Genomic DNA, 20,149 nt, shown 5'->3' on the forward strand with positions numbered 1-20,149 from the left:
TAGTCTCCTGCCAGTCTGCATCTGCTTCAGTTCGCCACCCAGTCCAGCACCGGCGCTATTGCACCGGGACGGCGGGACCGCCAGTAGGGCGATTCACTCAAGCCTCCGGAGACCTGCAGGAAAACGCCGACAGGCGTGTTTCCAGGCTCGGAGAACCAGCCCTGCCCATGGAGAGAGGCGAAAAGATCCACCCGGTAACGGCCTTCGTTCAGAAGATGGCCCGGAATATGGGTCCGGATGACATTGCGGCCGATCTTCAGTTCCGGCCAGTTTTCCGCCGCCGTGTCTGTTGTCGCCGACCACAGGACATGCTGGCCGTGCTCGTCGATCACCACGCAGCCGAAGTTCAGGAGCGGGCTCAGGCGGTGAATATCCACGCAGATTTCGACGCCGACATCACTGCTGCCGGGAACCGGATGATCGAGCGTTGCCCCCCCGGCCCCAACAAGGCGGAAGGATTTCAGCGAGAAGAAGTCACAGTCGAGTGCGCCGTGGACTTCCGCATCATGGCTGCCTTGCAGCTTGCCATCCTCGCCCAGCAGATAGCGGCCGCAGGTTTCGTGCACATCGCGGCTGTCGGCCTTGAGCTGGCCGCGCTCCAGCCAGACGATACGCGAGCACAGCTGCATCACCGCGTTCATGTTGTGCGAGACGAACAGCACCGTGCGGCCGGCGCTGGCGACGTCGCGCATCTTGCCGAGGCACTTGTTCTGGAAATCCACGTCACCGACGGCCAGCACCTCGTCGATGATCATGATCTCCGGTTCGAGATGCGCCGCCACCGAGAAGGCGAGGCGCATCTTCATGCCGCTGGAATAGCGCTTGATCGGCGTGTCGATGAAGGCCTCGATGCCGGAGAAGGCGACGATCTCGTCAAAGCGCGCCTTGATCTCGTGCTTCCTGAGGCCAAGGATCGTGCCGTTGAAATAGACGTTCTCCCGGCCGGTCAGCTCCGGATGAAAGCCGGTGCCCACTTCCAGCAGCGAGCCGACCCGGCCGTTGAGGATGGCCTCGCCGGCGGTCGGCGTGGTGATGCGCGAGAGGATCTTCAGCAGCGTGCTCTTGCCGGCGCCGTTGCGTCCGACGATGCCGATGACTTCGCCCTCGTTCACGTCGAAGCTGACATCCTTCAGCGCCCAGAATTCGCGCGGCCCGGCCGGGGCCGCCTCTGCCGCCGGTTCGGGGCGCTTGCGGGAGACGAGGGAGGCCAGCATGTCACGCAAGGTGTCATGCGCGGGGCCTGATCCGTTCAGCCTGTATTTCTTGCCGATGCCGTTGACACTGATGATGGGCGCCATGCGTCAGATCCTGTCAACAATGGCCGGCTCAAGCTTGCGGAAGGTCCGGAAGCCGAGGGTGAAGATGAGGGCGGTCCAGACCAGCAGGATGCCATAGGCCGTGAGGGACGGGAACGGGCTGCCCAGCAGGACCGCGCGGGCCGTGTCCAGCAGCGTCGCCACCGGATTGAGCAGGAAGAGCCACTGCCAGGCCTGCGGCACGAAGCTGACCGGATAGATCACCGGCGTTAGATACATGCCGATCTGCACGAAGAAGGGCAGGGCAATGCTGATGTCCCGGTAGATGGCGTTGATGGGCGACAGCATCAGTCCGATGCCATAGCCCAGCAGCCCGCCAAAGAGCAGCAGCAGGGGCAACAGCACCACATAGGGCGTGGGAGCCACGCCATAGATCAGCATCAGCACCAGCAGGATGGCCAGCGATATGCCAAGCTCCACAGCGGCAGAGAGCGCCGGCACCAGCGGCAGGATCAGCCGGGGAAAGAACACCTTGGTGATGATGCCCTCGTTCTTGACGAGGGAGCCGGAGGATTCCACCACCACCTTGCTAAAATACTGCCAGAACAGCAGCCCGGACAGGACAAACACCGGATAGGGCACGCCATCGGCCGGGATCTTCGCCAGAAAGCCGAAAATGAGCGTGAAGATCACCGTCGTCACCAGCGGCTGCATCACCGCCCAGGCCACGCCGACGACCGACTGCTTGTAGCGGATCTGGATTTCGCGCAAGGCCAGCGTCCAGGCGATGTCCCGGTTCGACCAGACATCATGGATGCTGTCGGCAATCGTGTGGCGAGTCCGTGGACGGATCACGACGCGGGTTGCGCCGTGATCTGCAGGCGTGTCGGGCATCGGTTCGCTTCCGGTTTCTGGGCCTGGCCTCAGCTATTGGCCGCCGTTGCCACCGCATCGTCAAGCGCCTGCCGCAGCAGCGCGAATTCCTGATCGAGCGGATAATGATGGTTGCCGATGAACAGGCCCGAGCTGTCGATGATCTCCGCATTCGGCAGGTTGCCGCTGATGGAGTAGTCGAACCAGCGCAGAACCTCGTTCTTGGCGAAGTTGCCCGCCACGATCGGCCGTACATCGATCTTGTGACGGTTGAAGGCGGCGATCAGGTCTTCGCGGCTGACGGGCGCATCCGGTCCCACCAGCATGGAGAATCCGAACCAGCTGCTTTCGCCGATTTCCTGCTGCGTGCGCAGGAAGGGGAAGTCCGCCAGAACAGCCTTGAAGCCTTCGGCATTCTTGCGGCGCTCGGCGACAAGGTTTGGCAGCTTGCGCAACTGCGCAAGACCGATGGCGCCGCTCATTTCCAGCGGGCGCAGGTTGTAGCCCGGCAGCACGAAACGGAAGGATTCCGTGAAGGCGTCATCGCTCTTCGGCGTGGTGATCTTGTTGACCTTCGGCAGGTTCCGCGTCCAGCCATGGGCGCGCAGCGCCAGCAGGATGTGGTACAGCTCCTCGTCATCCGTCACCACCATACCGCCTTCCATGGTGGAAATGTGGTGGCTGAAGAAGGCGCTGAACGTGCCCATGATGCCATGCGTGCCCGCCTGACGGCCCTCGAAGGTGGCGCCCATGGACTCGCAGTTGTCCTCGATGATGTCGATCTGCCGGTCACCGATGATCTGGCGGATGCGGGCAAAATCGTTGGGATTGCCCAGAAGGTTCACCACCATGATCGCCCGCGTTGCCGGGGTGATCGCCCGTGCCAGCTGATCAAGGTCATAGTTCAGCGTGTTGATGTCCACATCCACGAAGCGCAGCTTCAGGCCGTACTGGTAGAGCGGATAATAGGTGGTGCTCCAGGACACGGCCGGCACGATGACTTCCGCACCCGGCAGCAGCGGCGCATCCTTGCGGTAACGCAGCGCGCCCACCATCACCAGGTTGGCGGAGGAGCCGGAATTGACCATGACGCAGTATTTGCTGCCGCACCAGTCCGCAAAGGCCTGCTCGAACTCGGCCACGCGCGGGCCCATCGAGAACATGCCCGATTCCGTCACGCTGCGGATCGCGGCGTATTCCTCTTCATCCCAGCTCGAATTAGCCAGCGGATAGGTCATTTGCGTCATCCAGTTTCAGGAAATACTCATAGGTCTGGCGGATGCCCTCGCGCAGTTCCGTGCGCGGGGCCCAGCCAAGATCCCGCTGGCGGGAAACATCCAGCAGCTTGCGCATCATGCCCACAGGCCGGGATGTGTCAAAGACGAAGCTGCCATCATAGCCGATGACATCGGCAGCGGCTTCGTAATAGTCGCGGACGGACAGGTCCGTGCCGATGCCGATGTTCAGGTCGCCGGGCAGGGTCTCGACGCGGTCAAGGCAGAACAGGATGGCTTCGGCCAGATCGCCTGCGAACATGAACTCGCGGCGCGCCGTGCCGTCACCCCAGATTTCCACCTCGCGCTGACCCGTCAGCCGCGCCACGTGCAGCTTGCGGATCACCGCCGGCACCAGATGCGAGACCTTCGGGTTGAACTTGTCGTAGCGGCCGTAAAGGTTGCAGGGGATCAGCGTCTTGTAGTGCAGCGCCGGATCTTCCGCACGCATGTAGCTGCACAGGCGGGCGGTGACGCATTTGGCCAGCGCATAGCCCTCGTTCGTCGGCTCCAGCGTGCCGCTCAGCACGTCTTCCTCACGCAAGGCGTCCGGGCTGTTGCGCGGATACATGCAGGAGCTGCCGAGGTTCAGCACCGTCTTTACGCCCGCATCGCGGGCGGCCAGGAGCAGGTTCTGCCCCATCGCCAGATTGCGGGTCAGGAAGGCCACGGGCTCGCGGATGTTGGCCTGGATGCCGCCCACATGGCCGGCGCAGTGGACGACCACATCCGGCCTGTTCGCCCGCAGCCATTCAAGAACGGCGGCCTGGTCCAGCAGGTTCACGCTGGCACTTGATGGAGCGAGCACCTCGTGGCCCGTCCCTTCAAGACGGTCCAGCAGGTTGCGCCCGACCATGCCCGATGCGCCGGTGACGAAGATCCGCGCCATGTGTCAGACCCCGGCCGGCTGGCTTCCCGCAGTGCGGCGGGCCTCTTCGAGATCGCTCGCCACCATTTCCTTCACAAGGTCATGGAACGGCGTCGTATGCTGCCAGCCAAGCTTTGCCTTCGCCTTGGAGGGATCACCCAGCAGCAGATCCACCTCGGTCGGGCGGAAATAGCGCGGGTCGATCTTCACCAGCTCGGCGCCGGTCTTGCTGTCGAGGCCGACCTCGTCCACGCCTTCGCCCTTCCAGACGATGGTGCGGCCGAGCTCGCCAAAAGCCAGTTCCACGAATTCGCGCACGGAATGGGTTTCACCCGTGGCCAGCACATAGTCGTCCGGCTCGTCCTGCTGCATGATCCGCCACATGCCTTCGACGTAATCGCGGGCATGGCCCCAGTCGCGCTTGGCGTCGAGGTTGCCGAGATAGAGGCTCTTCTGCTGGCCCAGTTCGATCGCGGCCACGGCGCGGGTGATCTTGCGGGTCACGAAGGTCTCGCCGCGGATCGGGCTTTCGTGGTTGAACAGGATGCCGTTCGAGGCATGCATGCCATAGGCCTCGCGGTAGTTCACCGTGATCCAGTAGGCATAGAGCTTGGCGGCGGCATAGGGGCTGCGCGGATAGAAGGGAGTGGTTTCCTTCTGCGGCGTCTCCTGCACCTTGCCATAGAGCTCGGAGGTCGAGGCCTGGTAGAAGCGGGTCTTGCCTTCCAGCTTCAGCAGGCGGATTGCTTCGAGAATGCGCAGCGTGCCGATGGCATCCGCGTTGGCGGTGTATTCCGGCGTTTCGAAACTGACCTGCACATGGCTCTGGGCGGCGAGGTTGTAGATCTCGTCCGGCTGGATTTCCTGAATGATGCGGATGAGGTTGGTCGAATCCGTCATGTCGCCATAGACAAGGCGGAACTGCGTCTCGGACTCGTGCACATCCTTGTAGAGATGATCGATACGTCCCGTATTGAACGAGGATGACCGGCGCTTCACACCCCAGACGGAATAGCCCTTGGAGAGGAGAAGTTCGGCGAGATAGGCGCCGTCCTGTCCGGTCACGCCAGTGATGAGTGCTTTTTTCTGCAAGGTTCGATCCGTTGTTCCGGGCGCCTGCCACCGGGGCGGCGCATCTCATATCTGCTCAGGAAACCTGCAGTCGTTTACACGATGCATGGCCACAACGACAACAAGGAAGATGCCCGCTTTTTCCATGTATCATGTATTGCTGCCGTGGCACACCTGCTGGCCGGGCCTGTCTGGCCGCCTGTTCCGGCTCCCCATCGCACCTTTGACAAAGGCCGCAGCCGTTGTAGGAAAAGCAGAAAGCGGCAGGATGGATCACAGGCATGTGCGGCATTGCGGGACTGATGAACTTGACAGCGGGAGGCGATGCCTCCCGGGCGGCCGCCCAGTCCATGATCGGCTGCCTGCGCCATCGCGGACCGGATGACAATGGTGTCTGGGCGGATGACGGCATCGCTCTGGCGCAGGCGCGCCTGTCCATCATCGATTTGTCGGCTGCCGGGCATCAGCCGATGTTCTCCGCCTGCGGCCGTTTCGGCATCGTCTTCAATGGTGAGATCTACAATCATCAGGATCTGCGCGAGAGCCTGGACCGTGCAGGCACGGCACCGCGATGGCGTGGGCATTCCGATACGGAGACCCTTCTCGCGGCCCTCGCTGCCTGGGGTGTACGTGCGGCACTGGAACGGTCTACCGGCATGTTCGCCTTTGCCCTCTGGGACAGGCAGGCCCGGACGCTGACCCTGGGCCGCGACCGGCTGGGCGAAAAGCCGCTTTATTACGGCTGGCAGGGCCGCAGCTTTCTCTTCGGCTCGGAGCTGAAGGCACTCAGGGCCCATCAGGACTTTCAGGCGCCGGTAGACCGGAACGCGCTGACGCAGTTCATGCGGCTCGGCTATGTGCCTGCGCCCCACACGATCCATCAGGGCATCTTCAAGCTGATGCCGGGCACATTTGCGGTGCTGGCGCAGGACGCAGCACCCGGCACACCGCCGCAGGCGGAGACCTACTGGAGCGCACAGGCCGCCGCAGTCCAGCCGCAGGACAGCGGCATGAGCGATGAGGAGGCCATCGCGACGCTCGAGCGGCTTTTGTCTCAGGCGGTTGCCAGGCAGATGGTGGCCGATGTGCCCCTGGGCGCATTCCTCTCCGGCGGCATTGATTCCACCACCATCACCGCCCTGATGCAGGCCCACTCCGCCCGGCCCGTGAAGACCTTCACCATCGGCTTCCATGAAGCCGGATATGATGAGGCCGTGCATGCGAAGGCCGTGGCGCAGCATCTGGGCTGCGATCACACGGAGCTTTATGTCAATGCCCGCGAGGCGATGGATGTGATCCCGCGCCTCCCGCAGATCTATGACGAGCCCTTCGCCGATGTATCTCAGATCCCGGTATTTCTGGTCTCGGCGCTGGCCCGCCGCCACGTGACGGTCAGCCTCTCGGGTGATGCGGGAGACGAGCTTTTCGGCGGCTATAACCGCTACACCTGGGGCGCCAGCCTCTGGCGCAGGCTTGGCGGCATGCCGGCCGGACTGCGGTCGGCAGGCGGAGCCGTGTTGCAAGGGGTGCCGCCGCATGGCTGGGACAGGCTCTTCTCCCTTGCCTCCCCCCTGCTGCCACGGGCGCTGCGTCAATCCGCTCCGGGCGCAAAGATCCACAAGCTCGCGGGCCTTGCCGGAGCGCGGAACCCGGAAGATCTCTACCGGCGGCTCATCTCCCGCTGGCAGGAGCCGCAGGCTCTGGTCAGGGGCGGCACTGAACCTGCGCTCACCTCCGCCGGAGGCTTGCAGGCGGGCGGCGGCAGCCTGCCCGAGCAGATGATGCTCCTCGACCAGACCGGTTATCTGCCCGATGACATTCTGGCCAAGGTGGACCGCGCCGCCATGGCCAACTCGCTGGAAACACGCGTGCCGCTGCTGGATCACGGGGTGGTGGAATTCGCCTGGCGCCAGCCGCTCGACCGCAAGATCCGCAATGGCGAAGGCAAATGGCTGCTGCGGCGCGTTCTTGACCGGCACGTGCCGCCGGCTCTGGTGGAACGGCCCAAGATGGGCTTTGCCGTTCCGCTGGACAACTGGCTGCGTGGCCCCTTGCGGGACTGGGCCGAGGCCCTGCTGAAAGAGGACCGGCTTGAGAGCGAAGGCTATCTCGACGCAGGGCTTGTCCGCCGGACATGGCGGGAGCATCTCTCGGGGCGCCGCGACTGGTCGCACCAGCTCTGGATTGTCCTGATGTTCCAGGCCTGGCTTGAGAGCGTCAGCCTCTGACGTTTACACCAAAGACTGCCCGCCTTCACCGCTCCTTCGTCTCCCGCACTGGCAGGGGGCGTTGCTCTTCGATGGCTTCCATGGCGAAGTAGGACGTGACGCTGTCGAGTTCGACGCCGGAGATCAGGCGGCGGTAGACGGCGTCGTAGCTGGCCATGTCGCGGGTGACGACTTTCAGCATGTAGTCATAGTCGCCGCCGATGCGGAAGAAGTCGATGACTTCCGGGATCTGCACCACGTGGCGCCGGAAAATATCCAGCCATTCCGCCGAATGGTGGCGGGTGCGGATCATCACGAAGACCACCAGATCAAGGCCCAGCCGGGTGCGGTCAAGCTGCACCGTCTGGCCGGTGATCACGCCGTCCTTCTTCAGCGCCTGAATGCGGTTCCAGCAGGCGTTGGGCGACAGATGGACCTTCTCCGACAATTCGCGCTGGGTCAGGCTGCCATCCTCCTGCAGCGCCTTGAGGATGGCCTTGTTGAACTGATCAATCATCATGCGCCTTTGTCGAACAGATTTATGGCTATGGGGCGCAATGATGTGAAATATGGGAACATATCTCAAGTCTGATCGCATAATTTTCGATGCATCAGTCTTTTTCCGTTGGAACCATCCCATGCCGATGAGCCTTGAAGCCTTCCAGAGCAGCCTGCGCACCTCCCGCACCGTCGAGGCGCTCAGCGCCGGGCTGATCGGGGAGGGGGCGGAGATCGAGGGCGCTTTCGGGCCGCGCAGGATCACCTATGCGGATTACACCGCCTCGGGCCGGGCGCTGCGGCAGGTGGAGGAGTTCATCCTCGCCGAGGTTCTGCCGTATTATGCCAACAGCCACACGGAGGCCTCCTATTGCGGGGCGCGGATGACCACGCTGCGCCGCGAGGCGCGGGCACAGATTGCCCGCAGCACCGGTGCGGATGAAAATTACACGGTGATCTTCACCGGCTCCGGCGCCACGGCCGGCATCAACCGGGCGCTCAGCCTGTTCGGCTTTGGCGGGGCAGGGCAGGAGGGTGGCCGCCCGGCGGTTCTCATCGGCCCCTATGAGCATCATTCCAACATCCTGCCCTGGCGCGAGAGCGGTGCGGAGGTGATCGAGATTCCCGAAGCCCCTGTAGGCGGGCCGGATATGGATGTGCTGGAGGCCGAGCTTCTGCGCCTCAGGGACCGGCCGCTGGTGCTGGGCGCTTTTTCTGCCGCCTCCAACGTCACCGGTATCCTGACGGATGTGGATGCGGTGACCCGCCTGCTGAAGCGCCATGGCGCGCTCGCCCTCTGGGACTATGCGGGCGGCGGCCCCTACCTGCCCATTGCCATGGCGCCTGAGGCGGACTGCGCCAAGGATGCGGTGGTGGTGTCGCCGCACAAGTTTCCCGGCGGGCCGGGGGCATCGGGCATCCTGATCATCCGCAATGCGTCGGTGCGCGCCAATAAGCCCACATGGCCGGGCGGCGGCACGGTGTCTTTCGTCTCGCCCTGGGGCCATGACTATTCCGCCTCTCTGGCCGCGCGTGAAGAAGCAGGCACGCCGAATGTGCTGGGCGATATCCGCGCCGGCCTTGCCTTTGCGGTGAAGGATGCGGTGGGCTGCGATTTCATCCTCGCCCGCGACAAGGAGCTGGCCCGCATGGCCTTCGCGGCCTGGGACGGCCATCCCGCCTTGCGCATTCTGGCGGCGGATCAGCGGGACCGGCTGCCCATCTTTGCCTTTCAGGTGCTGGACCGGCAGGGTGCAAAGGTGCATCCGCAACTTTTCACCCGCATGCTGTCCGATTTCCACGGCATTCAGGCCCGTGGCGGCTGCGCCTGCGCCGGGCCCTATGCGCACCGGCTGCTGGGCATCTCTCAGGCGCGCTCGGAAGGCCTGCGCGCTTCGATCCAGGCCGGGGACGAGATCGAGAAGCCCGGCTGGACGCGGCTCAACTTCAGCTACCTGATGAGCGATGAAACCGCCCGCTTCATCCACCAGTCGGTCGCGGAACTGGCGGCCGAAGCGGGTGAGCGGGCAAAGCTTTATGTGGCCGACACGCGCACGGCCCGCTTCCGCAAGGCGGGCTGAAGGCTCGCTTATCGGGTGGCGCGGCGGCAGGGCCGGGGTTAGGGTCAGGATCTGACAAAATCACCGGACCTGCCGTTGCCATGACCCAGCTTTTCGACCTGAACCTTGCCGGACGCGAGGCGGCCGCTGTTCCCGAAACGGGGGAAGCCGCCGCGCGGGACTATGCCATCGTCCGCCAGACGCTGGAGCGCATTTCCGATACCTGGCGCGACCAGCCGGCACTGGAAGATCTTGCCCGCGAGGCCGGGCTGCAGCCGATCCAGCTGCAGCGGGTGTTCTCGCGCTGGGCCGGGCTGACGCCCAAGCAGTTCCTGCAGGCGATCACGCTCGATCATGCCCGTGACCTCTTGCGCGATGCCGCCAGCATTCTGGAAACCTCCTATGAGGTGGGGCTGTCCGGGCCTGGGCGGCTGCATGATCTCTTCGTCACCCACGAGGCGATGACACCGGGTGATTACCGCAACCGTGAGGCCGGCCTCACCATCCGCTACGGCTTTCATCCCTGCCCCTTCGGCCAGGTGCTGATCATGGCGACCGACCGGGGCCTTGCCGGGCTCGCCTTTGCCGATGAGGGCGAGGAAGCCTCCGCCTTTGCCGACATGTCCGGCCGCTGGCCTGCGGCCGTCTTCGTGGAGGATGACGTGGCAACAGCGCCCTATGCGGCGCGGGTGTTTGATCCGGCCAACTGGTCTGAGGACACGCCGCTCAAGGTCATTTTCATCGGCAGCGATTTCGAAATCCGCGTCTGGCGCACGCTGCTGAAGATCCCCATGGGCAAGGCGACCACCTATTCCGACATTGCCCGCAGCCTCGGCAAACCCAGCGCGGCGCGGGCGGTGGGCTCGGCCGTGGGCCGCAACCCGATTTCCTTTGTGGTGCCCTGCCACCGGGTGCTGGGACGCACCGGCGGGCTTTGCGGCTATCACTGGGGCCTGACCCGCAAACGCGCCATTCTCGGCTGGGAAGCCGGGATCACCGGCATGGGAGGCTGACCTGTACAAACCGGAAAAGCCTAAAATTCGAAAGGCTTTTTCAAGGGATTGGACTGCAAGCTTGTCTCCGGCTGTGCCCGCAGATCCTTGTCGGGCCTTCATCAGGATCAGGCCTGCCGCGCAGGCCGCTGGGGACAGGGCATGCGACCGCAATCGGCAGACGGAAACGGCAGCAAGGCTGAAGCGGAGACGGGCCTGAAGGCACAGCAGCCGGACGGTCCCGAGCGCCCGGAGGGGCAGAAGCGTCCGCAAAGCCCGAAAGACGCAAAACGTCCGCCGAAGGGCAAGGCCGGTCAGCCCGGATCCGCGCCGGACGAGCCCGATGCCCTGACCCGCGCCGGGCGCCGGTTCGGTCACGAACGGGTTCTCACACTGACCGCAGCTATTGGCGTTCTGGCGCTGATTGCTGCCCTTCTGCTGCTCGGCGGCGGGCCTTACGAGCGGCTTCTGGCGCTGGTCCTCGGTTTTGCCGCAGGCGGGCTTGCCATCGCCTGTGTCATTCATGATGACCGGCACCGCCTGCAGACCGCGCTCGGCACCGCAGCAGTGGAAACCCACCGGCTGAACCAGCGCATCGAGGAGCTGGAAGACGCCGCCTGGGAGCTGCGCGAATCCGACGAGCGCCATGCCAGCATTCTCCATGCGCTGGGCGATGTGGTCATCCGCCGCGACATGGAAGAGAACGTCATCTATGCCAATCCGGCGGCCGGAAGCCTGTTCTGGCCGGAGCAGAGCCCGCGCCCCGGCGAAAAGCTGGAGCTGCCGCTGGCGGATACGCCGCAGGATCTGCTCAGCGCCGAAGCCACCGGCGTCTTTGGGGATATCCTGCTCGACACCCGCGAAGGCCCGCGCTGGTTCTCCCGCATCGACGTGACCGTGCGGGAAGGGCCGCGTGGAACGCCGGTACTGCAGACCGTGCTGCGTGACGTCACGGCGCGGCGCAAGATGGAAGAGGAGCTTCTGGCCGCCCGCCAGAATGCGGAAAGCGCCAGCGAGGCCAAGTCCCGCTTTCTGGCGACGGTCAGCCACGAGGTGCGCACGCCGCTCAACGGCATTCTGGGCATGGCGGCGCTTTTGTCCGACACCCATCTCACCCATGAGCAGAGAGCCTATGTGCGGGCGCTGGAAACCTCCGGCGAAACGCTGCTGCTGCTGATCGACGAGCTGCTGGACTTCTCCCGCGCCGAAGCCGGCAAACTGACGATCCAGCCGGGACCGGTGGACCTCGAAAGCCTCGCTGAGCATGTGGTGGAACTGCTGGCGCCGCGTGCCCATGCCAAGGGGCTGGAGATCGGCTTCACCGCCGACCCGGCAATTCCCCGTATCGTCACGGCCGATGCCAACCGGCTGCGGCAGATCCTGTTCAATCTGGCCGGAAACGGCATCAAGTTCACCGAAGAGGGCGGCGTCCTCATCAGCCTTGCCATCACGCTGCAGGGCAGTGGCAGCCTGCTGACGCTGGAAGTGCGGGACACCGGAATTGGCTTCTCGGCAGCCGATGCCGAACGGCTGTTCGGCGAGTTCGAGCAGGTGGACCATGGCCCTGCCCGCCGCTACGGCGGCACGGGGCTTGGGCTTGCCATCGTCCGCCGGCTCGTGGGGCTGATGGAAGGCACGGTGGAAGCGGTGGCCGAGGAAGGCAAGGGCGCCGTCTTCCGCATCTGCCTGCCGCTGCCCGAAGCTCCCGATGCTGGCGGTCATGCCGGTCTTGAATGCCTGACAGGCCGCCGCGTTGTGATCGTGTCACAGGGTGTGATCGAGGGTGAAGCGCTGGCGCTGCAGTTTACCACCCATGGCGCCAGGGTGCAGCTTGTGCAGCCGGGAGACGACACGCTGGCCGATGCCCTGCCCCATGCGGATCTCGTGCTGCTGGAGCATGGCGCGGTGGCCGATGGCGCGGGCTGGCTGGCCACGGCCCGGGCAGCGGGCTGCGTGGCGCCGGCTATTGTTCTCGTGACCCCGCAGGAGCGGGACCGGCTGGACCGGCTGCGCGAGGCAGGGTTCTCCGCCTATCTGGTGCGGCCCGTGCGCGGGCGAACGCTCCGGCGCATCATTGCCAGCCTCATGGGCGAAGGCGGTGAAACGCTTGCCTGGGAAGCGGCCGTGGATCTGCCGCCGGAGCGCATTCCCGGCGCGCCGCACCGGCTTGCTCCGGCCCGGCCGCTGCGGCTGCTGCTGGCGGAGGATAACGATATCAACCGCCTTCTGGGCGAAGCGCTGCTGCGCAAGCTCGGCCATGAGGTGACGGTGGTGCCCGACGGTCTGGAGGCCTGGCGCGCGGCCAGCGAGCAGAATTTCGATGCCATCCTGATGGACCTGCACATGCCGGGGCTCGACGGGCTGGATGCCATGGCCCAGATTCGCGAGATCGAAACCGCCCGCGGGCGCCCGCATGTGCCGGTGCTGATCGTCACGGCGGACGTGATGCCGGCTGCCCGCGACCGGGCAAGAGCGAGCGGTGTTGCCGGTTTCCTCACAAAACCGCTTTCCCGCGAAGCCGTTGAAGACGCATTGGAAAATCTGCCCTCCCGGACATAGTGCCGCTCCCGGATTGTTACCGTCACGAAATATTGTGAACGCTGGCCGTTGTCATGCTAGTGTTGGAAAACTATGGTCTACGGCAAGATCAGGGTTTCGCCGGTTAAGGGGATGAGAATCACTGCAACGGCGCAGCAATCTGACAGGACAAACGAGGCCTGCGGCAACGGTTTCGCAGGGCCCCCGGTGGGAAACAACCGAGGCAGATAGGGGACCGAATCTCAATGATGCGGCCAGGTCTATTTTCTCCGCGCAAGCTCGTGCAGAAGTTCGTGCCGATGATGGGCGAACAGGGCATTTCCGCGCGCTTTTTCCCAGGTTTCGCCAAGTCTCTGCATGGCGAAACAGGTCTTTACGGCGATCTTTCCCTTGGCCGTGTCGGATCGCTGGAGGTGCGCCTCGCCCGCACCGCGCGTGAGGTGAAGAAGGCGCAGCGCCTGCGCTATCACGTCTTCTACGAGGAAATGTCCGCCATCGCCGATGCGCAGACCCTCGCTGCCCGCCGCGACATGGATGCTTTTGACGCCATCTGCGATCATCTTCTGGTCGTCGATCATGCCTCGATGAAGCGCAACAAGCTGGGCCGCCTGCAGCCGCAGATCGTCGGCACCTACCGCCTGCTGCGCCAGGATGTGGCCGAGGCAAACGGCGGCTTCTATACGGCCAGCGAATATGACATCCAGCCGCTGGTCGATGCCAATCCGGGTCTGCGCTTTCTGGAACTGGGCCGCTCCTGCGTGCTCAAGCCCTACCGCAACAAGCGCACGGTCGAACTGCTGTGGCACGGCATCTGGGCCTATGTGATCCGCCACCGCATCGACGTGATGATCGGCTGTGCCTCCATCGAGGGCACGGATCCGGACCGGATCGCCAGCCAGCTGTCCTTCCTGCACCACCACGCCCGTGCGCCGGAGCCCTGGCGCGTGCGCGCCGTGCCGGAGCGCTATGTCGAGATGAACCGCGTGGCCCGTGAAGAGCTCAACGACAAGGCCACCTTGCGCGAGCTGCCGCCGCTGGTGAAGGGCTACCTGCGCCTCGGCGCCTATATCGGTGACGGGGCCGTGGTCGACTATCAGTTCGGCACCACAGACGTTCTCATTGTCATGCCGGTGACGCAGCTGAATGAGCGCTACGTGAATTATTACGGTGCGGACGCCTCGCGCTACTCAAGCTGAGCTGGCGAACTATCCGCATCCAACGCCAAAGGACCGCTGCCTCTCCGGGGCGGCGGTTTTTGTTTGCGGGGCTCCGCATCCACGCCTCAGCCGGCGCCCAAGGCTTAACGCCGCCTTAAACCGGCCGCTCTAGTTTGATGCAGACTGCCTGTGCTCCCCGCGCAGGCCCGCAGAGTGACGAGAGGCTCATGGCACGCCGCCCGGCAGGCAGCAATCGGATTGAACCGGCGTTTGGCTCTGCCAGCGGCGATCTTTACGATGTGCGCCCGGGAACCGGTGACGTTTCGGCAGAGCGCCCGGCCAGACGGCCCCGGCGCCCGCGCGCTGACGACAGCGACGCCCCCGCCCCCCGCCGCAAGCGGCCCGCAAAGGCAGGCGGCAAGGGCAAGGCCAAAAAGAAAGCCCGGCGCAGCCGCACCCGTTCGTCCAATCCGCTGTTCTGGCTGATCCGCAAGCTGTTCTACTGGGGCTTCGTCCTGTCCATCTGGGGCGGCATCGCCGCCACCGGTGTGGTCGTCTATTACGCGGCCCATCTGCCGCCCACCTCCGAATGGAAGGTTCCGGCCCGCCCGCCCAATGTGAAGATCGTCGCCACCACCGGCGAGCTTCTGGCCAACCGGGGCGACACGGGCGGCGAGGCCGTGCGGCTGGAGCAGCTTCCGGCCTATCTGCCGCAGGCGGTGATTGCCATCGAGGACCGGCGGTTCGAAGACCATTTCGGGCTGGACCCGATCGGTCTGGTCCGCGCCTTCACCGTCAATTTCACCTCCGGCAATCTGGTGCAGGGCGGCTCGACGCTGACCCAGCAGCTGGCCAAGAACCTGTTTCTCGAGCCTGACCGCACCCTGAAGCGCAAGGTGCAGGAAGTGGTGCTGGCGCTGTGGCTGGAAGCCAAATACTCCAAGGACGAGATCCTGGAGATGTATCTCAACCGCGTTTATCTGGGGGCAGGCGCCTATGGGGTGGATGCGGCCGCGCGGCGCTATTTTGGCAAGTCGGCGCGGCTGGTCACCCTGCAGGAAGCCGCCGTTCTGGCGGGCCTGCTGAAGGCGCCCAGCCGCTATGCCCCCACGCGCAATCCCGAGCTGGCCTACGAGCGCTCCAAGGTGGTTCTGGCCGCTATGCGCGATGCCGGCTTCATTGATGCGGCGACCGCCCGGACCGCCATGAGCGAGCCCGCCCAGGTGGTCAGCGACAGGAACACCGCCAGCGCCAATTATGTGGCGGACTGGGTGATGGACCTGCTGCCGCAGTTTGCCGGATCCATCGACAGCGACATCATCGTCGACACCACCATCGATCCGGCCATGCAGCTGGCAGCGGAATCCGCACTTGTTGGCGCGTTGAACACCCATGGCCGGGAGCTCGGCGTCTCCCAGGGCGCCATCGTCATCATGGACACGGCTGGGGCCGTGCGGGCGATGGTCGGCGGCCGGAATTATCAGAAGAGCCAGTTCAACCGCGCCACCAACGCCCGCCGCCAGCCGGGCTCCGCCTTCAAGCCCTTCGTTTATCTGGCGGCGCTGGAAAGCGGCATGACGCCGGACACGATCCGCCGGGATGAACCGTTCTCCCTCAAGGGCTGGCGGCCGCAGAACTACACCAAACAGTATTACGGCGACGTCACGCTGACCGACGCGCTGGCCATGTCCCTCAACACGGTGGCTGCGCGGCTGGCGGTGGAAACGGGTCCGGCAAAGGTGGTGAAGGTGGCGCAGAAGCTGGGCATCCGCTCGCAGCTGGCGGCCAATCCTTCGCTGGCGCTGGGTACATCGGAGGTGACGCCGCTGGAGATTACCGCCGCCTACGTGCCCTTCTCCAATGGCGGCTACGGGGTTGTGCCGCATGTCATCCGCCGCATCCGCACGGTGGAGGGCCGCACGCTCTATGCCCGGCAGGGGGATGGAACGGGCAAGGTGATCGACGGCCTGCGCCTTGCCCAGATGAACCACATGATGGCGCAGACGCTGGTCACCGGCACGGGCAAGAAGGCGATGCTGGCCGATCAGCGCCCGGCAGGCGGCAAAACGGGCACCAGCCAGGATTTCCGCGATGCCTGGTTCATCGGCTACACCGGCAACCTGACGGCCACCGTCTGGCTCGGCAATGACGACAACAGCCCGACGAAGAAGGCAACGGGCGGTTCGCTGCCGGCGGAGATCTGGAAGGCGGCGATGGACAAGGCGCATGCCGGTCTGCCCGTGGCGGGGCTTCCGGGTGTTGCCGAACAGCTGCCGCAGAATTACGGCCCCGTGCCCACCGACAATGCCCCCATTCCTCCGGCGGATGTGGGGGCGGATGTGGGGGCCGATGGCCGGGTCATCCCGCCGCCGCCCTCCGAAGGCGGGCCGCTCGGCTTCATCGGAAGGCTGTTCGGCGGCTGATCAGCCGAAGAGATGCAGCTTGCCGCCCTCGTCCTTCAGCCACTGGCGGGCCTTGGGCGTGTGCGGGGCAAGCTGGCGGCACAGCGCCCAGAACCGGTCCGAATGGTTCATTTCCCGCAGATGCGCCACCTCATGGGCCGCGACATAATCGAGGATCTCCGGCGGGGCGAGGATGAGCCGCCAGGAGAAGGACAGACGTCCGTTCGAGGCGCAGGAACCCCAGCGGCTGCGGGTGTCGCGCAGGGAAATGGCCGCGGCCTTCACTCCCAGCGTGGCCGTATGGCGGGCAACAGCTGCTTCGATATCGGCCCGCGCCTGCCGCTTCAGCCAGTCGGCCACCTTGCGGCCCGTATGTTCGCCAGCGCCGGGCACGCTGAGCACCGCATGACCTTCTGTATCAAGCCCGGCCGTCACCAGCCCGCGCAGGCGGCCGGAAGGCTCGATCCGGTGCAGGACGCCCCGGACAGGCACAACCGATCCGGCGGCAAAGGGGGTTGTCTGCGGCAGGGCCGCGAGCTTTTCCTCCAGCCAGCCGGCGTGCTTTTCGGCAAAGCGCTGGGCGGTGGAGAGCGAACCGCCCTTGGGAATGGTCAGCACCGGGCCGGACTGGTCATGCGGCAGGCGCAGCAGATAGCGCCGCGCGCGCGGATCAGGCCGCAGGCGCACGGCAATCTCGCCGCCGCTCAGCGGCAGCACGATGTGGTCCGGAAAAACAGGCCGCCGCAGCCGTGAGAACATTCCGCTTCCCTGCAAGGCCCGCAGACAGGCGCCGCGGGAGGTGATTCGAACGTATCAGAGGGTATCCGGTTTTGCAGGCGGGGGGAGTGGCTTGCAACGCGTCCATCCTCACCTTGTCATCCCCGCGCAGGCGGGAATGACACCCGGTACCAAGGCTCACTCGTTCCGTCTTGGTATAAACGGCGAAAGCGGCGCAAGGTGCGCCGCTTCCCGCGTGGTGCGCCGTACCGGACCGTACGGTCAGGCAGGGCCAGTGGTGCCGGAGCTGCGGCCGCGGGCAGACATGAAGCGGTCGAATTCTTCCTGATCCTTCGCCCGGCGCAGTTCGCGCAGAAAAGTATCGAATTCGGCGCGCATGGCATCGAGCTTGGCACGCTCTTCTTCCAGGCGCTTCAGCTCGCGCTCCCGGTAGTCGTCAAAGGCCACATTGCCGGTCCGGCCAAAGCTTCCCGTATTCATGGTGTTCACCGCGCTCTTGATCGGGCTTCTGTTCCACTGGTCACGCGCGTCCTGAAACAGCGTCTGGAAGCGGTCACCCCAAAGAATATAGGCAAGCATTGCCAGTCCGAGCGGCCAGAACAACACGAAGCCCAGCACCATCAGCGCGATGCTTGCCCCGTTCCAGCCAGGCCTCAACACAGTGTTCCCAGTCATCGTCATCCCCTTTCGGATTTCAACAGACAAAAACGTGGGGACGGCTGCCCGGCCTTTCAAGAACACCATGAAGTCCTGCGCCGGTTACACAGTGGCGCGGGTTGCCTGCGAAATTTGACGCAGAGGCAGAAGAGTTTCTTGAATCAAAGGCTTGGACGGAAGGTCCGCCGTTTACCGGCCTCAGCAGCAGACATGAAAAAACCCGGCCCCGCCCTGCTTGCGCGCCGTGAGGCGGGCGTTTCAGGAGGCAGGGCCGGGTCTGATCTCTGATCTGGTCTCAGGCCGTGTCTCAGGCGACCGTTTCAGCCAGCTTGCGGGCCTGTTCGATCCAGTTGTCACGGGCCATGCGGCCGCGGAAGTCCAGACGGTCGTCCAGCGCCTCAATCTGCGCATCCGTCAGGCCTGCGATCTGCCAGAAGTGGAAGATGCCCGCTTCATTCAGGGCCTTTTCCAGCTTGGGGCCGACGCCGGTGATGGCCTTGAGATTGTCGGCAACGCCCTGGGGCTTGGCCAGCAGGATCTCGGCCAGCGGATCGGCCTTTGCAGCCACAGCAGCCTTCGGCTCAGGCTTGGCGGCGGCGGCAGCCGCCTCCGCCTTGGGCGCCGGTGCAGCTTCGGCCCTGGGAGCTTCGGCCACAGGCTTTTTCACCTCGGCCGGAGCGGCCGGCTTGGCGGCAGCAGCCTTCTTCAGGCGGTCGCGGTTGGCCTGGGAATGGGTCAGGATGAAGTCGATCATGCGCGGGGCAATTTCGGCGCGGAAGCGCGAGCCGTTGAACACGCCGTAATGGCCCACATTCGGCTGCTCGTAATGCACCTTCATGTCGTCCGGCAGGCTGGTGCAGAGCGTATGTGCGGCACGGGTCTGGCCACGGCCGGTGATGTCGTCCTTCTCGCCCTCGATGGTCAGCAGCGCCGTGTTGCGGATGGCGCCGCAATCCACCAGTGTGTCGCCGTGCTTCATCTTGCCCAGCGGCAGGGAGTGCTCGATGAACACGGTCTCCACCGTCTGCAGATAGAACTCGGCCGTCAGGTCCATTACCGCCAGATATTCGTCGTAGAATTCGCGGTGCTTCTCGGCGCTGTCACCGTCACCCTTGACGAGATGCTTGAAGAAGTCGCGGTGGGCGATGACGTGCCGGTCGAGGTTCATGCTCATGAAGCCCGAAAGCTGCAGGAAGCCCGGATAGACGTAGCGCATCATGCCCGGATGCGGGAACGGCACCTGCATGATGACGTTGCGCTTGAACCAGTTGATGCCCTTGGACATGGCCAGATCATTGACGGCAGTCGGCGCGACGCGGGTGTCGATCGGCCCGCCCATCAGCGTCATGGTCGAGGGCGAATAGGGGTCGTTGCGCGCTTCCATCACGGCGACAGCCGCCAGAACCGGCACGGACGGCTGGCACACGGCCACCACATGGGTGTCCGGCCCGAGGAAATGCAGCATGGAGATGACGTAATCGATGTAGTCATCCAGATCGAACTTGCCGTCCGAGAGCGGCACCATGCGGGCGTCGATCCAGTCGGTGATGTAGACATCGGCGCGCGGCAGCATGGCCTCCACCGTGCCGCGCAGCAGCGTGGCATAGTGGCCGGACATGGGCGCCACAATCAGGATCTTCGGGTCATTGCGGCGCTGGGGGGTGCCCCGCTCGAAATGCAAGAGGTCGCAGAAGGGGCGGCGCCAGACCACGCGCTCGCTCACCGGCACCTTCATGCCGCCGATCGTGGTTTCCGGCAGACCGAATTCCGGCTTGCCATAGCGCCGCGTCGTGCGCTCCAGCACTTCGCAGGCCGCCGCAACCTGACGGCCGAGCTGCGTGTGGCTCATCGGGTTGAACGGGTTCTGGAAATAGAGCCGTGTTGCGTCCGCTGCGGCACGCACCGGGCCCATGGCGGCATGGTTGATCTCGTAGAGATGATAGAAGGGCAACACTTCTGATCCTTCGTCGCTGGCCCGGCGAACACGCGCTGTCTCACCCGCGTATATCAAGCCCGGCTTCTGGCATTGCAGCAGAATAGGCTGATATTGCCCTCTGCA

Annotated in this window: 15 protein-coding genes; 6 read left to right on the forward strand and 9 right to left on the reverse strand. The window is 64.8% G+C overall.

Annotation, left to right across the window (positions count from 1 at the left end; translation table 11 throughout):
• Nucleotides 1–26: 26 nt before the first annotated feature.
• The 5 genes from AC0CMF_RS15940 to gmd are packed head-to-tail and all read right to left on the reverse strand — an operon-like array spanning nucleotide 27 to nucleotide 5,363.
• Nucleotides 27–1,298 (reverse strand): ABC transporter ATP-binding protein, encoded by a 1,272-nt coding sequence (locus tag AC0CMF_RS15940; RefSeq protein WP_472482141.1) that lies wholly within the window; start codon nucleotides 1,296–1,298, stop codon nucleotides 27–29.
• Nucleotides 1,299–1,301: 3 nt separating this feature from the next.
• On the reverse strand, nucleotides 1,302–2,150 hold the full coding sequence (locus AC0CMF_RS15945; protein ID WP_050473580.1) for an ABC transporter permease: 849 nt from the start codon (nucleotides 2,148–2,150) through the stop codon (nucleotides 1,302–1,304).
• 29 nt (nucleotides 2,151–2,179) lie between these two features.
• Complete coding sequence (locus tag AC0CMF_RS15950; RefSeq protein WP_050473579.1) at nucleotides 2,180–3,367, reverse strand: DegT/DnrJ/EryC1/StrS family aminotransferase; 1,188 nt, start codon at nucleotides 3,365–3,367, stop codon at nucleotides 2,180–2,182.
• Nucleotides 3,348–4,292, reverse strand: coding sequence for a GDP-L-fucose synthase family protein (locus tag AC0CMF_RS15955; protein ID WP_472482144.1), 945 nt, complete (start codon nucleotides 4,290–4,292; stop codon nucleotides 3,348–3,350). Before AC0CMF_RS15955 ends, AC0CMF_RS15950 begins: the two co-directional genes overlap by 20 nt.
• Nucleotides 4,293–4,295: 3 nt before the next feature.
• Complete coding sequence (gene gmd, locus AC0CMF_RS15960) at nucleotides 4,296–5,363, reverse strand: GDP-mannose 4,6-dehydratase (RefSeq protein WP_050473577.1); 1,068 nt, start codon at nucleotides 5,361–5,363, stop codon at nucleotides 4,296–4,298.
• A 260-nt stretch (nucleotides 5,364–5,623) separates the two neighbouring features.
• On the opposite strand from gmd, the gene asnB reads away from it, so the two are divergent.
• Nucleotides 5,624–7,570, forward strand: a complete 1,947-nt coding sequence (gene asnB, locus AC0CMF_RS15965) for an asparagine synthase (glutamine-hydrolyzing) (protein WP_472482146.1) — start codon at nucleotides 5,624–5,626, stop codon at nucleotides 7,568–7,570.
• Between the two features lie 25 nt (nucleotides 7,571–7,595).
• Here the strand turns inward: asnB and AC0CMF_RS15970 are convergent, their stop codons facing one another.
• Nucleotides 7,596–8,069, reverse strand: a complete 474-nt coding sequence (locus tag AC0CMF_RS15970; protein WP_050473575.1) for an Lrp/AsnC family transcriptional regulator — start codon at nucleotides 8,067–8,069, stop codon at nucleotides 7,596–7,598.
• Between the two features lie 118 nt (nucleotides 8,070–8,187).
• Here AC0CMF_RS15970 and AC0CMF_RS15975 point away from each other — a divergent pair, with 118 nt between their 5' ends.
• The 5 genes from AC0CMF_RS15975 (at nucleotide 8,188) to AC0CMF_RS15995 (ending at nucleotide 16,716) form a co-directional block, all read left to right on the forward strand.
• Nucleotides 8,188–9,627 carry an aminotransferase class V-fold PLP-dependent enzyme gene (locus AC0CMF_RS15975; RefSeq protein ID WP_472482148.1) on the forward strand — a complete coding sequence of 480 codons (1,440 nt, stop codon included), beginning with the start codon at nucleotides 8,188–8,190 and terminating at the stop codon, nucleotides 9,625–9,627.
• A gap of 80 nt (nucleotides 9,628–9,707) precedes the next feature.
• Nucleotides 9,708–10,619 carry a methylated-DNA--[protein]-cysteine S-methyltransferase gene (locus AC0CMF_RS15980; RefSeq protein WP_472482150.1) on the forward strand — a complete coding sequence of 304 codons (912 nt, stop codon included), beginning with the start codon at nucleotides 9,708–9,710 and terminating at the stop codon, nucleotides 10,617–10,619.
• Nucleotides 10,620–10,760: 141 nt separating this feature from the next.
• On the forward strand, nucleotides 10,761–13,157 hold the full coding sequence (locus AC0CMF_RS15985; protein ID WP_374630036.1) for an ATP-binding protein: 2,397 nt from the start codon (nucleotides 10,761–10,763) through the stop codon (nucleotides 13,155–13,157).
• A 278-nt stretch (nucleotides 13,158–13,435) separates the two neighbouring features.
• Entirely contained in the window at nucleotides 13,436–14,332 is an 897-nt protein-coding gene (olsB, locus tag AC0CMF_RS15990; protein WP_371328523.1) for a l-ornithine N(alpha)-acyltransferase, read from the forward strand.
• 188 nt (nucleotides 14,333–14,520) lie between these two features.
• Nucleotides 14,521–16,716: a transglycosylase domain-containing protein gene (locus AC0CMF_RS15995; protein WP_374630037.1), complete on the forward strand. Its 2,196-nt coding sequence runs from the start codon at nucleotides 14,521–14,523 to the stop codon at nucleotides 16,714–16,716.
• Here the strand turns inward: AC0CMF_RS15995 and AC0CMF_RS16000 are convergent, their stop codons facing one another.
• The 3 genes from AC0CMF_RS16000 to phaZ all read right to left on the reverse strand — a co-directional run bounded on the left by AC0CMF_RS16000 (nucleotide 16,717) and on the right by phaZ (nucleotide 20,041).
• A complete protein-coding gene (locus AC0CMF_RS16000) occupies nucleotides 16,717–17,454 on the reverse strand; it encodes a M48 family metallopeptidase (protein ID WP_374630038.1) in 738 nt (245 codons plus the stop codon). It lies immediately after the preceding gene.
• A 240-nt stretch (nucleotides 17,455–17,694) separates the two neighbouring features.
• On the reverse strand, nucleotides 17,695–18,108 hold the full coding sequence (locus tag AC0CMF_RS16005) for a DUF2852 domain-containing protein (RefSeq protein ID WP_050473670.1): 414 nt from the start codon (nucleotides 18,106–18,108) through the stop codon (nucleotides 17,695–17,697).
• 289 nt (nucleotides 18,109–18,397) lie between these two features.
• Nucleotides 18,398–20,041: a polyhydroxyalkanoate depolymerase gene (gene phaZ / locus AC0CMF_RS16010; protein ID WP_374630039.1), complete on the reverse strand. Its 1,644-nt coding sequence runs from the start codon at nucleotides 20,039–20,041 to the stop codon at nucleotides 18,398–18,400.
• Between the last annotated feature and the right edge of the window lie 108 nt (nucleotides 20,042–20,149).

Source organism: Pannonibacter sp. CBAS1226 (genome assembly GCF_055685825.1).